Here is a 16,925-nt window from a genome sequence, read left to right on the forward strand (position 1 = left end):
TAAAAGAGATTTTATGTTCAGCCATTTTTTTGCGTCCGCTACACCGACTTAATATCTGGGCAGTAGTGTTACATCGGAGGGGTTTCGGCTATGACTACTGCAATGCGCAGCCTTTCTTGCGGAGATTGTATTTGCTGGGTCATTAATCAATCCTCGACAACCAGATTGCTTGTGGCTGAGGGGATTGGGGGGCTGTTAATCTCCATAGAGCAGGCCTATTCGGGCTCATTGGTTGTTATTACCTGTGTGCATAAGGTCAAGTGTCTGTGGGTAAATCCTCCGTTTGCAGCCAGTAGCGCCCACATTTAAGGAGTGAATGATGCGAGTAACAGCCTCCCATATAGTCAATTGGGCAAACACCCATGCGAAGGAAGCACAATCCGATTTGCCCCGATGGGTTAGGCGGCTTTGTTATGAACCGGGAGCTACACGACAGATTTCATTCCCTGCCGGCGATTCAACCTACGTACCAGGATGGGACGGTGTTCTTTTCAGTGAAGGGGGGACCGCCTGGGTGCCCTCTGGAGCATCGCTCTGGGAAATCGGCTGCGACCAGAACGTACTCGGGAAGGCTAGCGGCGACTATCAAAAGCGGGTTGAGCAGGTTAGTAAGGAAGAACGCTCGAAATGCACGTTTGTATTTGTTACTCCCCGGCGCTGGCAAAAAAAATCCAGTTGGATTGAAGAGCAGCGCCGTAAGGGCGAGTGGGCTGACGTCCGAGCTTATGATGCGGACGATTTGGAGCAGTGGCTGGAGCAAAGTCCTTCAATAGCTCTGCAGCTCGCCGAGGATTTGGGCTTGAGTGGCTTGGGTGTCATTAGTCTCTCTCGCTATTGGAGTTCTTGGGCACGACAGTGCAGCCCTACCATCACTCCCAGCGCTCTCTTCATGGACAGATCCCTAGTGTTAAGCGCGTTAGGTGAAAAAATTCAGTCCGTCAATGCCGCGTCTGGCCCCATCAATCCCCTAGTAATACGCGCTGATAGCGTGGAGGAGGCGACAGCCTTCGCGGTAGCGGTAGTCATGGCAACTGGGGACCTACAGCATCAAGCGTTGGTAGTGACCGAATCTCAGGGGTGGAGATATGTGGACGCGAACCCTCAACTACGGATTGCGATTGTGGCTCGAACTGAAATCGCCTCAAATCTAGTTCTGCGCGAGGACCTGCAAGTAATCGTGCCCCACGCGACAGGCGATCTGGCCGGTAAACCGACTGGGAATGAGTTTATTTTAGAGCGGCCAAACATTTACGAGTTTGAGAAAGCATTGATTGACATCGGAATGGAAGAGTCTGATGCCAAGCGCTATGCCTTAAGCACTGGTCGTTCCTGGACTGTACTTCGTCGCGAGAGAGCTAAAAATCCTGCAGTACAGCGTCCAGCGTGGCTGGACACGCCTCATGCAGCCAGCCTTCCTCTCATTTGCCTATTGGGTGCATGGAATGCGGACAAAGAAGCGGATCGACATGTAGTAGCGCGGATCGCTGCTCGCTCCTACGAAGAAGTTGAATACGACTTACGTCAACTTGTTCGATTAGACGATGCACCGTTGTTGAATATAGGGACAATCTGGAAAGCCAAGTCACCATTAGAACTACTAAATCAATGTGGTGACCGGATTACTAGTGCACAACTAGAGCGATTTTTCTCCATCGCTCTGGAAATGCTTTCAGCACATGATCCACAGTTAGATCTGCCAGACGAAGACCGGTGGATGGCTCAAATACACGGCAAGGTCCATCCGTACTCTGGATTGCTCTTTGAATCGGTTTGCGATTCGCTTGTGAAGCTAGCAGTGCGTGGACCAGAGCAAGTAGGTTTCCAGGCACTCAATATCGAAGAACGGGTAGCTAGGCTTGTCCATGAGTTGCTGGATGGGGCTGATTGGCGGAGATGGCTATCTTTAGCAAGCTATTTACCCACGCTAGCAGAGGCCGCGCCAGATGATTTTATTCGCGTCTTGCAAAGCAGTCTACGGATGCCCGATGCGCCGGTGACTGCGCTTATCACCGAATCCAGCACTACGGGGATATCGGCACGGTGTTGGCATTCCGGTTTGCTTTGGGCATTAGAGTGCTTGGGCTGGTCTCCAAGAAGGCTCGCCCCTGTCGCTCTCATACTCGCTCAGTTAAGCCACGTTCCTATGAACGGTAATTGGGGGAACAAGCCTAGCGAGAGCCTATTCGGTTTATTTCGTGCGTGGTTTCCTCAAACCGCGGCTAGTTGTTCCGAACGTATTAAAGTGCTGGATCTGTTGATCAGTAAGGATCCTGAAGCTGCATTTAACGTCCTGAAAAAACTCGTATCTGGTGGTCAACAGTTTGCTACCCCGGCGCATCGACCAAGGTGGCGGGAAGACGATGCTGGCGCGGGACGTGACATCACACATGCTGAACTTTACGAAATGCAGACTATAGCCTCCGAGAAGCTGATCGAGCTTAGTCAAGGAAACCCTTCTCGAATTGTTTGTTTGCTGGAAGAAACAATATTTAGATATCGAGATGAAATTTCGCGAGTGCTACCGTTATTTGAAGAATTTACCAATTCTACAAGTGGTGATCAGGAGAAGGAGAATCTAATTGGTGCACTCCGTAAGATAATTCATTGGCACTGTAACTACGATGATGGCCCAGCAGATGAGTTGGATGAGTGGCTGAAACCTTTGTTTTCGTTGTGCGAGCGGCTGGAACCGTACGATCTGATTTACCGTCATCGCTGGCTGTTCAGTAGTCACTGGCTGGAACTTCCTGCTAAAGACAATCATGACGATTTAGAGGGCGTTAGCAAGGCTAGAGCTGATATTAGATTGGCAGCCGTAAATGAGATTATTAAAGATAGTGGTATCGACGGTATTGAAAGATTGATTGAAGAATGTGTTGAGCCTGGAGTGGTTGGGGAGGTTCTTGCTCACATCGACTTCAATAGTGAAGACTGGCCTACTTGGCTCGCTATGAAAGGTGGAGACTTTACTGAAAACACGCCCTTCGCTATTTTTATTAAAGGGGTCTTGGGCTCGACTCCAGTTGAACGCAGTAGCGAGATTGTTGAAGCAGTGGTTGTTCTTGGTAAGCAGGAGAATTGGTCATCCAAAAAAATTGCCAATTTTTTAATGCTAGTATCACCTAGGCAGCATGTTTGGCATTTGTTAAGCGGTTGCGCCCCAGATGTATCTGAATTCTACTGGGAGGGTGTTCATATTTATCAGCGAGATAAGGACGCAGATCTAGAGTATGTAATAGGCCGTCTATTAAATTCGAAGCGCCCACGTGCAGCGCTCCAATATTGTCAATCTTCGATTGAGAAGGTTTCACCAGTTCTGCTATTTATGATACTTCAAAAACTAGCAAGCGGAGAGGAGGGGGCAGGTCCACAGATTATGGCTTGGCACCTTACTCGAATCTTGGAAAAGCTGGAGGCTTCTGAAAAAATTGACCGGCTGCCTCTAATGCAGCTCGAGTTCGGGTTATTTCCACTTCTCAGATATGGCAGTGAGACTAAAGCTGCAGCCTTGTACGAAGGAGTGATGTCCGAACCTAAATTTTTCAGCGAGTTAATTTGTCTGATGTGCAAGCCTGAACACGGAGAGCGCGAAAATTCCGTTACTGAAAGTACTAAGTCCGCTGCGCAGCGTGCGTTTAGCATTTTGCACTCATGCAAGCGACTCCCAGGAACAAATAGTGATGGAAGTATTAACGGGAACGCTTTCAATGAATTCATTCGCGTAGCGCGAGAGTTATGTGGCAACGCCGACCGATTGACTATGTGTGATCAAACTTTGGGGCAGATTTTTGCACATGCTCCAGCTAATGAGGATGGAACTCGACCTCTCGGTTTGGTGAGAGAGGTGTTGGATATACCTGAAATGGAGCATATGCGTCTCGGATTCTGTGTTGGAACAATGAATAATCGGGGTGTCACTTGTCGATCTCCTTGGGATGGGGGAGGTCAGGAGCGAGATTTGGCAACATACTATAAAGACCAGGCTGAGCGAGTACAGTTGACTCATACTTACGTCGCAGAAATGCTAATGCAGATCTCGAAAAGATATGAGGTTGATGCAACGCGCGAAGATATTCAAGCTAACCTCAGTAAAGAAAGTTTTTAGATCGGTTCTAAAATTGGTGCTTCAAGCTGGCAAATTTGCCAGGCCCTCTTCAGAGAGTTCAGATAAGGACGTTGAAAATGGATATGAGTCAAGTAGGCTCCACCTGGAGAAAATGGGATCTGCACGTACACACGCCCTCTTCAATTGTTCATAATTATCCTGGCGAAGAAGAGCAAGCTTGGGAAGCGTTTATTTCTGATTTGGAAAACTTGCCTCCAGAGTTTAAAGTTATTGGTATAAATGACTATATATTTGTGGAGGGTTATGCCAGGGTTTTAAAGTATAAGGAGGCGGGTCGTCTGAGTAATATCGATCTTGTACTTCCTGTTTTGGAGCTTCGGCTCGATAAATTTGCTGGGACAGTAAAGAAGGCAGCAGATGGTAGCTATTCAAAATCTGACTGGAATAGAATAAATCTCCATGTGATTTTTGATCAACTTCCTCCAGAAGTAATTCGGCAGCAGTTTCTCAGCGCGTTAGTGCAAAGCTATCAGTTGATTCCTGAAAGTGAAGGTTTTAATGGTAGGTGGCAAGCTGTTATCACTCCAGAAAGCTTAGTGCGGCTCGGCGAGATGATAATCGATGCTGCGCCTGCAGATCAACGAGCCAACTATTCTTCTTCTTTGCAAGAGGGCTTCAATAATCTCTGTGTCAGTTTAGACTCTGTACTGAAGGCACTGGATCGTCATGACCTCGCAGGCCACTATCTTTTAGCTGTAGGTAAGTGCGAGTGGGATAATATGAAGTGGACTGATCAGTCCATTGCCGAAAAGCGAAATGTTATTAATAAAGTCGATATTGTGTTTACCGCGTCTGCAAATCCAGAGGCTTACAATAAGGCTAGGAAAAAGCTTATTGAGTCAAATGTTAACGCCAAATTACTTGATTGCTCTGATGCTCACGCACTGAGTACGTCGGACGATAAGGATCGTATAGGGCAGTGCTTTACGTGGATAAAGGCAGATCCGACATTTCAGGGGCTAGTACAGGCTGTAAATGAATTTGATGAACGAGTTTTTGTTGGTGATATTCCAGAAAAAAGTTTGCTCGTGGCGAGAAATCGAACGAAATATGTATCGTCTATTTCAATCAAGAAAAAAATCGACTCCACAGTTGTGGATGATTGGTTTGATGTTGATATAGGATTGAATAATGATCTAATAGCAATTATTGGTAATAAGGGTAGTGGTAAAAGTGCTCTGGCGGATATTATTGCATTGGTTGGGGATAGCCGGAATCATAAAAGTTTTTCGTTTTTGAATGAGGGTCGATTTCGAGATCCTAGGAATAAACTCGCATCACAGTTCAATGCCGTGTTGCGCTGGCATGATGGTAGTGAGTCAAAAAGAAACTTAGGAGAAGATCCTGAGTTCTCCAGCGTTGAACGAGTGAAATATTTACCTCAGAGCTATCTTGAGACTCTTTGTAATGAGCTCGCCGGGGGTGGGTCTTCTACGTTTGATGGCGAGCTTCGGAAAATCATATATACACATGTTCCGGAGGACCAACGGATAGGTTTTGATTCACTGGATGATTTGTTGGGGTTTAAAGTTTCTGAGCTAGAGGATGAGCGTAAATTATTGCAAGAGACGTTGTCTAAGATTAACTCTGAAATAGTCTCCATTGAGGAGAGGCTATCTCCGGCATCTCGTCAAAGTCTTATTTCGCAACTGCACGAAAAGAAACGAGAGTTAGCGGCGCTAGAAGGCGCGCGACCGGCGCTTGTTGAGAATCCACAAGAATCTGATGCCGCGAAATATGAAGCAGAGGCGGCAACTGCGCAATTGAGCGATTTAGATCTTCATCTAGCGAATATTCAAGCAGAGGAAGAGGCAGCTAGAAGTCTAAAAACTGACGCTAACAAAGGGTTGGCGCACATGACGCGCATTTTTCAGGCTGTTCGTAACCACGAAAAAGCTCATGCTAGCTTTATGACTGATTTAGATGTCATGCTTTCAGATGCTGAAACTGAGTTAAAAGCATCAGACTTGGTTTCCCTTACTGTTAATTTGGAGCCAGTCGAGCGAGAGGGGCAAGCGTTCCGAAAAATATTAAATGCTCAGGAAGTGTTACTTACGGAAGGAGGGGAGGAAGGATTGCTTTCTCGGAGGAAAAAGTATGAATCTGAGATAGTTAGTTTAAAGAGTAAATTGGGGGAGAAAGAACGTTTGTTTTTGGTTTATCGCGAGCAGGTTGCTAATTGGGTGCGTGCCCAAGCTGAGTTGATTGGAGATAAAGAAAGAAACGGTTCGATCGCTTGGTTTGAGTTTCAGATATCATCGTTGGATGATTTGCCAAATAAGCGGGACAAGCTGAAAATCACACGAATTAAAATAACGCGTCAGATATACGAACAGATAGAAAAAGTAGTCGATGAGTATAAAGTTTTGTATCAGCCTGTGCAGAGCTTCGTACAGTCTACGGCTCAAATGGAAATGCCACTTCCGCTGGATTTTGATGTACAGATTGTTGAGGATGGCTTTCAAGATGCGTTTCTGGGACGCATTAATCGACAAGCTCGAGGTAGTTTTAGTGGGGTAGATGAGAGCGGAATAATTGTTCGGCGTACAATCAAAGAGACGGACTTTCTAATCGTCACTTCTGTTGAGAGTTTTGTCGAGCGAATAGATGATCTTCTCCACTTTGATCGCCGTATAGATGCGGATGATTCTCAAGAGCTTTCTATTCCAGAGCAGTTGCGTAAAGAGTATAAAGATCGTCCGGTGGAGTTGTATGACTATTTGTTTGGGCTTTCATATCTCAAACCTCACTATTCACTAACTTATGATGAGCAAGAGATAAGCCAGTTGTCACCGGGAGAGCGGGGGTTATTGCTATTGGTCTTCTATTTGATGGTCGATAAAGATGATGTTCCTTTAGTTATCGATCAGCCAGAAGAGAATTTGGATAATCAAACAATATTTAAAGTTCTGGTTGAGTGTATCAAGTCTGCAAAAAAGAAGCGTCAAATTATTATGGTTACGCATAATCCGAACCTCGCGGTGGTTTGTGATGCAGAGCAGATTGTGTGTGCGACTTGCGATAAGGTTAGTAAGAATTTTTCTTATGTTAGTGGGGCTATAGAATCGCCTCAAATAAGGGCGAGAGTGATAGAGGTTCTTGAAGGGACAGAGCCCGCATTTTTGAATCGGAAACGTAAGTATGGTTTTTAACTCGTATAATCCAGGTTTTTAAGTTTTATGTATGCGCCGTTAAGTCTGGGCGGTCACTGCAATTTCGTTGTGGTATTTGGGGTGGATATAAAAAGCCGACTTTTTGTCGGCTTTTTATTTGGTGTAAATTTTGTCCATTCCTTACATCGAAAGAAGTTCTCGCATAGGGTGTAGGTCCACTCGATTAGCCAGATCACGGAACTGCCAGCTGCCGAAGTTCTCTCCCTGCTCAGGAATTTCCAGCTTATGAAGCGACACTGCATCACGGTCGATCAGGCGCGCCGCCGCGTAGAGCTTCCCGCCGACTTCCAAGAGTTCTTTTGCCGCCTCATTCCATTTTTCCTCAAGGACGTTGTACGCTGTTGCCGCTGACCGAAAACTGACCCAGGTGTTCAACTGCTTCTGCTCACTTTCTCGAGCAGGAGAACACAGGGTGATCAGCATGGAAATGTTGGGAAAAATCCTGCGGATGTACTTCCGCGACAAGCTCTCGCTGCATCAGATAGCCAAGAGTACCGGGCTGTCGAGAAACACCATCCGAAAATGGGTCAGAGCACCCGAAGCAACTCAGCCGGCGTACCAGCGGTGCACAGGCTTCAACAAACTCAGTCCATTTCACGAGCCCCTGGAACAGGCGCTCAAGGCCGATTCGTTTCGGGCAAAGCACAACCGCAGGAGCGCCAAAACACTCTTTGAGCAGATCAAGGCTGAGGGTCAAAGCAGCGCTGTAGAGAGGTGTGGCTGATCTGTGGGTATGTGTCGGCATGTCTGGGTCTCTGTGTGTAAGCAGACACCCATTTAATACGCTCTCCAGCCAGCTGGGACGCTATTTCGCAACATAAAAGCGACTGAAAAAAGTCGTGAGGATGTGAGGCGGGATTGGCTTGCCAAGTAGATATGGAAGCTGTCATTAAGTCGGCATAACCGAGCCAAAACAGCCCAATCAGGCACAAAAAAGGCACTTGCGATAAACGCTAAGTGCCTGATTTGTATAGCTTATTTGGTGGAGCCGGGGGGATTTGAACCCCCGTCCGCCAGTACTCTGCTGTCGGTACTACATGCGTAGCCGTGTCTATTGAGTTAACCCTCAGCCGCCCGACGGGCAGGGTGCATTGGGCGAGTTGTGTAAGTTTTAGCCGCTTCGTCCACAACGTACTGCACGGCGATTCTGTTCTATATGACAATCACTTTGGGTTTACAGACATCCCCTGATGATTGCTGGACCCGAAGGTACCAGGAGGGAAGGGCTAAGGCTGCTTACGCAGCGAGAGCGTATTCCCCGTAGGTTTCGTCATTGGCAACTATAGAAAGTTGCAACAGTGGATTTACGAGTTCTGTTACCAACTCGGCATGCACCTAAAGGTTCGCAACCAGCGTCGAATCCTAAACGGCCCCGTGCTTGTTGCTCGGTGTTTCTTAATGAGCGACAAGCCTGCGCAGTGTACGTCAAACGGTCACAGAAGGCCAACCCGAAGGTTGGCCTTGAGCGGTTGGCGAATTACTTGCCGCCTTTGTCGCTGTCCTGCAGATCTTGCAGGGCCTTGGAGGTGATCTCGATACATCTCTTGTCGTCCCCCGCTGCATGGGCGGCTTTGGCTTGGGAGACGGCCGTATCAATTTCGCCGCTTTTGCCGCTGGTGTCAGTGGCGAGCAACGCTTTCCCGTTGTTGATTTTGTCCAGATTGATCTGGCACAGGTCATCGGTTGTACCGGCTGCAAACACCGGGGAAGCCAGCATTGCAGCGGTAACGAACAAACCAGCAAGAGCGGAACGCTTCATGGGTATCTCCTTGTGCAAAGAGGGCTCGATGCCGCCGGATTTCCCGTGCAGCCAGCGAGGTCACTGATGAGCCTCGTTCGTCGAGGCCTATGCAGATGACTACGCGGGCGCGCAGGGGTTCTGTTTTATTGCCGGATTAGTGAGTTCGCGCCTGAGTGACACGATCCACCAGGTACACCAACCCGTGATAATCAATCCCGCCATGCTGGCTCAGGCCGATCTCGCAGGTACGGCTGGTGGAGATGCCCTCGCTGCAATATTGCACCGCCTCTTTCAGGGATCGCAGTGAGTGAGCGTTCAGCTCGGGTGTGGTGAAACCCTTGTCACCGGCAAAACCGCAGCAGTGAATGCCTTCGGGGATCACTACGTTTTTGCTGCATCGCCGGGCCAGGTCGATCAAGGCCTGGCTTTCGCCCAGATGTTGGGTGCTGCAGGTGACATGCACGGCGATGGGCGCGTCCTGAGGCGTGAAGTCGAGGCGGTCCATCAAGTGTGTGCGGATGAAGCGCACCGGGTCGTAGAGGTCCAGGCGCGTTTCGCCCAAGTCTTGAACCAGGCGCAGGGTGCAAGGGCTGGTGTCGCAATAAATCGGGTCAAGGCCGCCACGGCTGGCGTGAAGCAGGGCGCCGATCAGTTCCTGGCGCTTGTGCTCGGCTTGCTCGGCGTAGCCTTTGGACGCGAAAGGCTGGCCGCAGCAGAGGCTGTCCTGATTGTCCGGGAAGACTACTTGATAACCGGCCTTTTCCAGCAGACCACGGGTTTTGTCGTACAGCGACATCTGTTCCTTGTCACTCGCTGCCGGCCCCATGGTTCGGGATACGCAAGCCGCCAGGTAAACCACTCGTGGCCGTTCATCGTTGACGGTCGGACTGAAACGAATGGCCTTTTCCGGCTGCGGCATGGCGCTGGTCCATTGGGGAATTTGCCCCTTGGACAGCTTGGTCACCGTGGCGGAAAGTTTTGCCAGGCGTGGCGCGCCCAGTAACATCCGCGCACCGTTGGCCACGTGAAGGGTAAAGCGTGCGCCTTGCAATACTGTTGCAAAATGCGTCGCCAGCCACTCCGCTGTTTTCGTGTGGTCAGCGTCACGGCTGCGCAGCTTTTTCACCAGGTCACCGGTATTGATGCCTACGGGGCAGCGTTGAGCGCAAAGCCCGGTGGCGGCGCAGGTGTCGATGCCCTGATAGCGGTAAGCCTCTTCAAGTTCGGTGGTGTCGATGCCTGCGCGTTTTTTCGCCTGGATATCGCGCCAGATCACAATGCGCTGGCGCGGGCTCAAGGTCAGGCCTTTCGACGGGCATACCGGTTCGCAAAAACCGCACTCGATGCACTTATCCACCAACTCGTCGGCAGCCGGCAGAGGCTTGAGGTTTTTCAGGTGGATTTGCGGGTCTTCGCTGAGCACCACGTCCGGGTTGAGAATGCCGTTGGGGTCGAGCAGGCGCTTGAGTTGCCACATCAGTTGATAAGCATCGCTGCCCCATTCCAGCTCGACGAAGGGTGCCATATTGCGGCCAGTGCCGTGTTCGGCCTTCAGGGAGCCGCCGAACTCCACCGCCACCAATTGTGCCACGTCGTCCATGAACGCCTGGTAGCGTGTGACTTCTTCGGCACTGTTGAAGCCTTGGGTGAAGACAAAGTGCAGATTGCCTTCCAAAGCGTGTCCGAAAAGGATGGCTTCGTCGTAGTGATGTTTGTCGAACAACTCGATCAGGCGGTTTACGCCGATAGCCAGTTGTTCCACTGGGAAGGTGACGTCTTCGATGATCACGGTGGTGCCGGTTTTGCGTACGGCACCGACGGCAGGGAAGGTATCTTTTCGGATGGCCCAGAGGCGGGCGTTTTCCAGCGGGTCTTCAGTGAAGTCGACTTGCTTCTCCACCGGGAAACCGGCCAGGGATGCCATGATCAGCGCCAGTTGTTCATGGAGCAGCGAGGACGATGCCGCGCGGGATTCGATCAATAGCGCGCAAGCGTTTTCCGACAGTTGCTGTACGAAAGCCGGCATGCCGGGTTTGTCCTGCACCGAACGCATGCTGCGACGGTCCAGCAGTTCGACTGCTGAAACCGGCTGGGTTTTCAGCACCGTTACTGCGTTGCAGCAAGTTTCCACGTCTGGGAATACGATCAGCGCCGAGGCTTTGTTCGGGTGGTCGATGACCGTTTCGTAAGTCACTGCGCTGATAAAACCCAGGGTGCCCTCGGAGCCCACCAGCAGATGGCTGAGGATATCCAGTGGTTCGTCGAAGTCCACTAACGCGTTGAGTGACAGGCCGGTGGTATTTTTCAGACGGTATTTGTGGCGAATTTTTGCGGCCAATTCAGCATTGGCCCGGGTCTCGCGGCCCAGGGTCGCCAGGCGTTCAAGCAGGTCACCGTGCTGCTCACGGAATGCCGAGACGCTGGCCCTATCTTCGGTGTCGAGGCGGCTGCCATCGGCCAGCACCAGGCGGATTCCGGCCAGTGTGTGGTAGGTGTTCTGCGCCGTACCGCAGCACATGCCGCTGGCGTTGTTGGCGACGATGCCGCCGATCTTGCAGGCGTTGATCGACGCCGGGTCAGGGCCTATCTTGCGTCCGAACGGTGCCAGCCAGGCGTTGGCCTGGGCGCCGATTACCCCAGGTTGCAGGCGGATTTGCGTGCCTTGGCCGCGAATCTCGCGACCGTTCCAGTTGTCGCCGAGCACGATCAATACTGAATCGCTGATGGCCTGACCGGAAAGGCTGGTGCCAGCGGCGCGAAAGGTCACTGGTACGCGGTCGCGCTGGGCCAGTTGCAGCAGGTCGACGACTTCCTCTTCCGACTCGACGCGGATGACCAGCTGTGGGATCAGTCGGTAAAAGCTGGCGTCGGTGCCGAATGCCAGAGTGGAAAGCGCATCGTCGAAGCGCCGATCTTTCGGGATCAGCCGTGCGACATCATCAAGGAACGCTGCGGGCAGACTCATTGGTCCTCCAGGATCAATACCACCAAGTCTTTCGGGCCGTGGGCACCGTAGGCCAGCACCTGTTCGATGTCGGCGGTCTTCGACGGACCGGACACCAGCAGGGCGTTGGTGGGCATGCCTTGGGCCCAGGCGAATTGCTGCTGGACCTGATAGAAATTATCGTAAATTTCACTGGCCTTGAGCAGGGCGAAATGCACCGGCGGCACCAGGCTCATCAGGCGCGGCTCTTCCCGCGTTGGCCAGAGAATCAAGCTACCGGTTGCGGCGATAGCGCCCAGGGTTGTTGTAAGACTGGCTGGGGTGTCATTGAACAGCTCGGCTTTCCACTCTTCTACCGGACGGTTGTAGGCTTTTAGCACCGGCAGATGCGGATTGTTCGCCCAGTGTTCGGTAACACACCGGCCGTGGGGCGTGGTTGGGGCGATCAGCAGGCTGGGCAATGTTCGGTCTTGCAGCAGTTGCGCCAGCAACGTTGGCCAGCCGGCACCAGACGTCAGGTGGATTTCAGTGTGTACCGCTTCCATCAGCTTGCGCAGTTGCGGGATACGTTGCTCGGCAGTGTAGGTGTAGATCTCAGTCACCAGGGCTTCGTCGAAGTTGTCAGGCACCGGCGTGGTGCCCGTCAGACTATGGCGCAATTTGGCGAGGATGTTGTGCTTGGCGCTCATCAGCGACCTCCCTGTTTGGCCAGATGCTCGCGGGCCAGGTCATGCAGTGAGCGTGCGGCGGGTTTCGGCGCACTGTGGTTTTGCGTCCACGGCCCGAGGTTGTTCGGCGCCAGGGCGCGCAGACGGGTGGCGCAGAAGGCAAACAGCCGGTACAGCGTCGGTGAACTATTGAGTCGGGCCCAGGCGTTCCAGATAAAACGTTCCTTGCGCGAGTACTTGCTGCCTTGGCCGCGCATCACCTGATGAGGGCTGTCGGGGGCTTTGACGTTCTCTTCCCGCAGGCGACGCAGCAGCGCAGGGATTGGTATTTTTACCGGGCACACTTCACCGCAGGCGCCGCACAACGACGAAGCACTGGGATGATCGGGGACTTTCGCCAGGCCGACCATATGTGGGGTGATGATTTTTCCGATAGGGCCTGGGTACACCTCGCCGTAGGCATGGCCGCCGATTCGCGTGTACACCGGGCAGTGATTCATACAGGCGCCGCAGCGGATGCAGTTGAGGGTCTGGCGCAGTTCGCTGTCGGCAAAGGCCTGGCTGCGGCCGTTGTCCAGCAGTACCAGATGCACTTGCTCGGGGCCGTCCAATTCATCGGCCTTGCGCGGGCCGGAGATCATGTTGACGTAGGTGGTGATCGGCTGGCCAAGGGCCGAGCGGGTCAGCAACGACAACAGCGGCACCACATCTCGCAGGTTTTCGACGACCTTTTCGATGCCAGTGACGGCAATATGCACTGGCGGCACGGTGGTCGACATGCGCCCGTTGCCTTCGTTTTCCACCAGCAGCAGGGTGCCGGTTTCGGCCACGGCGAAGTTGACACCGGAGACGCCAATGTCGGCTTCGAAGAATTTTTGCCGCAAGACTTTACGACCAATCTGGATCAGTTGATCGACGTCCTTGGTGTACTCCACGCCCAATTTTTCGTGGAACAGCGACGCGACCTGGCCGGCGTTCTTGTGAATGGCCGGCATGATGATGTGGGAAGGCTTCTCGTGGTCCAGTTGAACAATGAACTCGCCCATGTCCGACTCCAGGCATTCAATACCCTGGGCGGCGAGGACGTGGTTCATGTCCATCTCTTCACTGACCATGGATTTGCCCTTGATCACCTGTATGGCTTCGCGCTCGCGGATGATCGACAGCACGATGGCGTTGGCCTCTTCGACTGTTTGCGCCCAGTGCACCTTGACGCCGTTGCGGGTCAGGTTCTGTTCAAGCTGCTCCAGCAGGTCAGGCAATTTGGACAGCGCCCGGGCACGCACAGCATTGCCCAGGGCTCGCAGGTGTTCACGTTCGTGGGCATCGCTAAAAGACGCTGCCCGTTTGGTCATCAGCGAGTCCATCGCGCTGCGAAAGTTGTTTCGCAGTTGTGCGTCACCCAAGGCTTGATGGGCGCGGGAGCGGAAATCTTCCGACACGTCGACGGTGGGGATCAGCGTGGCGGTGTTCATTGTGCACCCCCGGTTCGCTGCCAGAGAAAGCTGGCCAGGTGCTGACCGCGCAATGCAGCCTGCTGTTTCTCCAGGGAGCCATTGATGTTCATCAGGCAGCCGCAATCGGCGCTCAATACTTGGTGGGCGCCGGATTCTTTCAGGGCTCGGGTCTTGTCGGCGACCATCGCCCCGGAAATATCCGGCATGCGCACGCTGAACGTCCCGCCGAAACCGCAGCATTCGCTTTCGTGGCTGTGGTCGACCCGCTCGACGTTGTTCAGTTGCGCCAGCAGTTCACGGCCATGCAGGTGGGTGTTCATTTCCCGGCGTGCCGAGCAAGAGGTATGCAGCGCCACCTTGACTGGCGCACCGCTGTCCTTGAGCTGGACCTTGCACACGAACAGCAGGAACTCCGCCAACTCGTAGGTGCGAGCGGCGAGGGCCTGCACCTGTTTGAGCGTTTCGGGCTCATCCTTGAACAGGTCGGCATAGTGCTCGCGCAACATGCCCGCGCAGGAGCCTGAAGGCACCACCACCGGGTAGTCATCGGCAAACAGTGCCAGTTGCGAGCGTGCCACTTGTCGGGCCTGTTCGGTGTAACCCGAGGTGTAGGCCGGTTGCCCGCAGCAGCTTTGTCCCTGGGGGTAGTTGACGCGAATGCCTTCGCGCTCCAGCAGGTGAATCGCGTCCATCCCGGCTTCGGGATAAAACAGGTCCACTACGCAGGTACCGAACAGGTAGACCTGTTGAGGTTTTACGCCGGGGTACTGGCGCGGTTCGGCCAAGGGCGGCGCGACACGGGTGGCATTAGGCACGGCATTGTAAAAAAGCTCGCTCATCAGGCGCATTCTCCGGGTGGTCCCGGTTATCCGTCCGTGTTGGCCGCTGATTGCTCGGCGGCCTTACAGACCGGGTTGTGAATAGCTGACGCCGGAATCGCTGACCGGCGTCGGTTCTTACCCTAATCCCTGCACGGCTTAGTGCACCAGCATGCCGGTGAGCCAGTAGGCCTGGGCCAAGGTGATCAGCCCGACAATCGTGGCGAAAAACAGGCTGTGCTTGAGGGTGAAGCGGAACAGGTCGGACTCTTTGCCCACCAAGCCTGTTGCTGCGCAAGCCACGGCGATCGATTGTGGGGAAATCATCTTGCCGGTCACGCCGCCGCTGGTATTTGCCGCGACCAGCAGGGTGTCGCTGACACCAATCTGGTGGGCGGTGGTGGCTTGCAGGGAGCTGAACAGGGCGTTGGACGACGTGTCGGAACCGGTCAGGAATACCCCCAGCCAACCGAGGAATGGCGAGAAGAAGGGAAATGCTGCGCCGGTACCGGCCAGGACCAGGGCCATAGTCGACGACATGCCGGAGTAGTTGGTAACGAACGCGAACGCCAGCACCATGCCGATGGACAGGATTGGCCAACGCAACTCGTAGAGGGTCTCTTTAAAAGTGGTCAGACCAGTTTTGAAGTCGATTTTCAGCACTGCCATAGAGATCAGTGCCGAGAAGAAAATAGCCGTGCCGGTGGCGGAAATAGGGTCCAGTTTGAACACTGCAGGAATGGCGGTCGGGTTCGTGACGATCGGGGCAACCTTGACCACCAGTTGGTCCAGGTGTGGGATCGCGAAATTGAAGACCCAACTGTACATCGAGCCACCAGCAGCGAACATCGCCTTGAACGGTTTGAGGGTCCAGATGGTGACCAGTACCGTCAGAATCAGGAACGGTGACCAGGCTTTGAAAATTTCCCCAAGGCTGTAGGGCGAAGCCACGGAAGTGCGAGGTTGGCCGAAACCACCGACGCGGGCAGTGACGGCTGCGCTGGAAGTTGCCCCGGCAATTTGTGCGCCTGCGGTGCGCTTGGGTTGCCAGACTTTCAGGAACAGGGTCAGGGAAATCAGGCTGGCCAGGGCCGAGGTGATGTCCGGCAGTTCCGGGCCGATGAAGTTAGAGGTGAAGTATTGGGTGATGGCGAAGCTCAAGCCCGCCACCAGCGCTGCCGGCCAGGTTTCTTTGACGCCGCGTAGGCCGTCCATCATGAACACTAGCCAGAATGGCACGAACAGCGACAGCAGCGGCAATTGGCGACCGGTCATGGCGCCAATCTTGAAGGCGTCGATGCCCGTCACCTGGCCGGCAACGATGATCGGGATACCCAGCGCGCCGAAGGCCACGGGCGCGGTGTTGGCAATCAGGCACAGGCCGGCGGCGTACAGGGGGTTGAAGCCCAGTCCTACCAACAGTGCGGCGGTAATCGCTACCGGTGCACCGAAACCGGCTGCACCTTCGAGGAATGCGCCGAAGCAGAAGCCAATCAGCAGCACTTGCAGGCGCTGGTCGTCGGTAATCGACAGCACGGAGCTGCGGATAACTTCGAACTGGCCGCTCTTGACCGTCAGTTTGTAGAGGAATACGGCGGCGACAATGATCCAGGCGATCGGCCATAGGCCGTAGGCAAATCCATAGCCAGCAGCGGCGAGCGCCATGTCTACCGGCATCTGGAAGGCGAAGATCGCCACCAGGATCGACAGCGCCAATGTGATGCTGCCCGCGACGTGGCCTTTAAGGCGAAACACGGCCAGGGCCAGGAAGAAAAATACGATGGGAATAACGGCGGCCAATGCGGACAAGCCGAGGTTGCCGAGTGGACTGTAGAGCTGTTGCCAGGTTTGCATATGGGGTGGCCCCTAATTGTTGTTGGTCATGCACTGTGCAGCCGATTTGGTTAATTGGTAATACCAATTTACAACCGCTGTTGGCTAGGTTAAAAGCCTTGGGGGCGATGTGTCAATTTGTCGCTTGTGAAACTTTGGTCGAAT

9 protein-coding genes, 1 other RNA gene and 1 pseudogene are annotated in these 16,925 nt (G+C 53.2%); 3 read left to right on the forward strand and 8 right to left on the reverse strand.

The genetic code is table 11. The features are described 5' to 3' along the window. Positions 1-319 precede the first annotated feature (319 nt). Both ACZRJ6_RS22400 and ACZRJ6_RS22405 read left to right on the forward strand, forming a co-directional pair. Complete coding sequence (locus ACZRJ6_RS22400; RefSeq protein WP_463970155.1) at positions 320-4,105, forward strand: hypothetical protein; 3,786 nt, start codon at positions 320-322, stop codon at positions 4,103-4,105. A 77-nt stretch (positions 4,106-4,182) separates the two neighbouring features. After that, the gene (locus tag ACZRJ6_RS22405; RefSeq protein ID WP_463970156.1) at positions 4,183-7,278 is read left to right on the forward strand and encodes a TrlF family AAA-like ATPase; all 3,096 of its coding nucleotides are present in this window, start codon (positions 4,183-4,185) and stop codon (positions 7,276-7,278) included. A gap of 141 nt (positions 7,279-7,419) precedes the next feature. Here the strand turns inward: ACZRJ6_RS22405 and ACZRJ6_RS22410 are convergent, their stop codons facing one another. Continuing rightward, the gene (locus ACZRJ6_RS22410; protein WP_463970157.1) at positions 7,420-7,722 is read right to left on the reverse strand and encodes a hypothetical protein; all 303 of its coding nucleotides are present in this window, start codon (positions 7,720-7,722) and stop codon (positions 7,420-7,422) included. Between ACZRJ6_RS22410 and ACZRJ6_RS22415 the strand changes: the two are divergent. Then, a pseudogene (locus ACZRJ6_RS22415) lies at positions 7,721-7,993 on the forward strand (IS21 family transposase); the annotation flags it as partial. The gene ACZRJ6_RS22410 and the pseudogene ACZRJ6_RS22415 sit on opposite strands and share 2 nt — an antisense overlap. 286 nt (positions 7,994-8,279) lie before the next feature. Here the strand turns inward: ACZRJ6_RS22415 and ssrA are convergent. The 7 genes from ssrA to ACZRJ6_RS22450 form a co-directional block, all read right to left on the reverse strand. After that, positions 8,280-8,673: a transfer-messenger RNA gene (gene ssrA, locus ACZRJ6_RS22420) on the reverse strand. 103 nt (positions 8,674-8,776) lie between these two features. Then, positions 8,777-9,058 carry a hypothetical protein gene (locus ACZRJ6_RS22425; RefSeq protein ID WP_149413244.1) on the reverse strand — a complete coding sequence of 94 codons (282 nt, stop codon included), beginning with the start codon at positions 9,056-9,058 and terminating at the stop codon, positions 8,777-8,779. Positions 9,059-9,194: 136 nt separating this feature from the next. Further along, positions 9,195-12,005, reverse strand: coding sequence for an FAD-binding and (Fe-S)-binding domain-containing protein (locus ACZRJ6_RS22430; protein WP_463970158.1), 2,811 nt, complete (start codon positions 12,003-12,005; stop codon positions 9,195-9,197). Next, positions 12,002-12,673 carry a LutC/YkgG family protein gene (locus tag ACZRJ6_RS22435; protein ID WP_133103662.1) on the reverse strand — a complete coding sequence of 224 codons (672 nt, stop codon included), beginning with the start codon at positions 12,671-12,673 and terminating at the stop codon, positions 12,002-12,004. Before ACZRJ6_RS22435 ends, ACZRJ6_RS22430 begins: the two co-directional genes overlap by 4 nt. Then, the gene (locus ACZRJ6_RS22440) at positions 12,673-14,127 is read right to left on the reverse strand and encodes a LutB/LldF family L-lactate oxidation iron-sulfur protein (protein ID WP_463970159.1); all 1,455 of its coding nucleotides are present in this window, start codon (positions 14,125-14,127) and stop codon (positions 12,673-12,675) included. The genes ACZRJ6_RS22435 and ACZRJ6_RS22440 overlap by 1 nt, the downstream gene beginning before the upstream one ends. Further along, positions 14,124-14,948: a (Fe-S)-binding protein gene (locus ACZRJ6_RS22445; protein WP_149413241.1), complete on the reverse strand. Its 825-nt coding sequence runs from the start codon at positions 14,946-14,948 to the stop codon at positions 14,124-14,126. The genes ACZRJ6_RS22440 and ACZRJ6_RS22445 overlap by 4 nt, the downstream gene beginning before the upstream one ends. A gap of 138 nt (positions 14,949-15,086) precedes the next feature. After that, positions 15,087-16,781, reverse strand: coding sequence for a lactate permease LctP family transporter (locus tag ACZRJ6_RS22450; RefSeq protein ID WP_463970160.1), 1,695 nt, complete (start codon positions 16,779-16,781; stop codon positions 15,087-15,089). Positions 16,782-16,925 lie beyond the last annotated feature (144 nt).

The organism is Pseudomonas sp. C321, assembly GCF_055407105.1.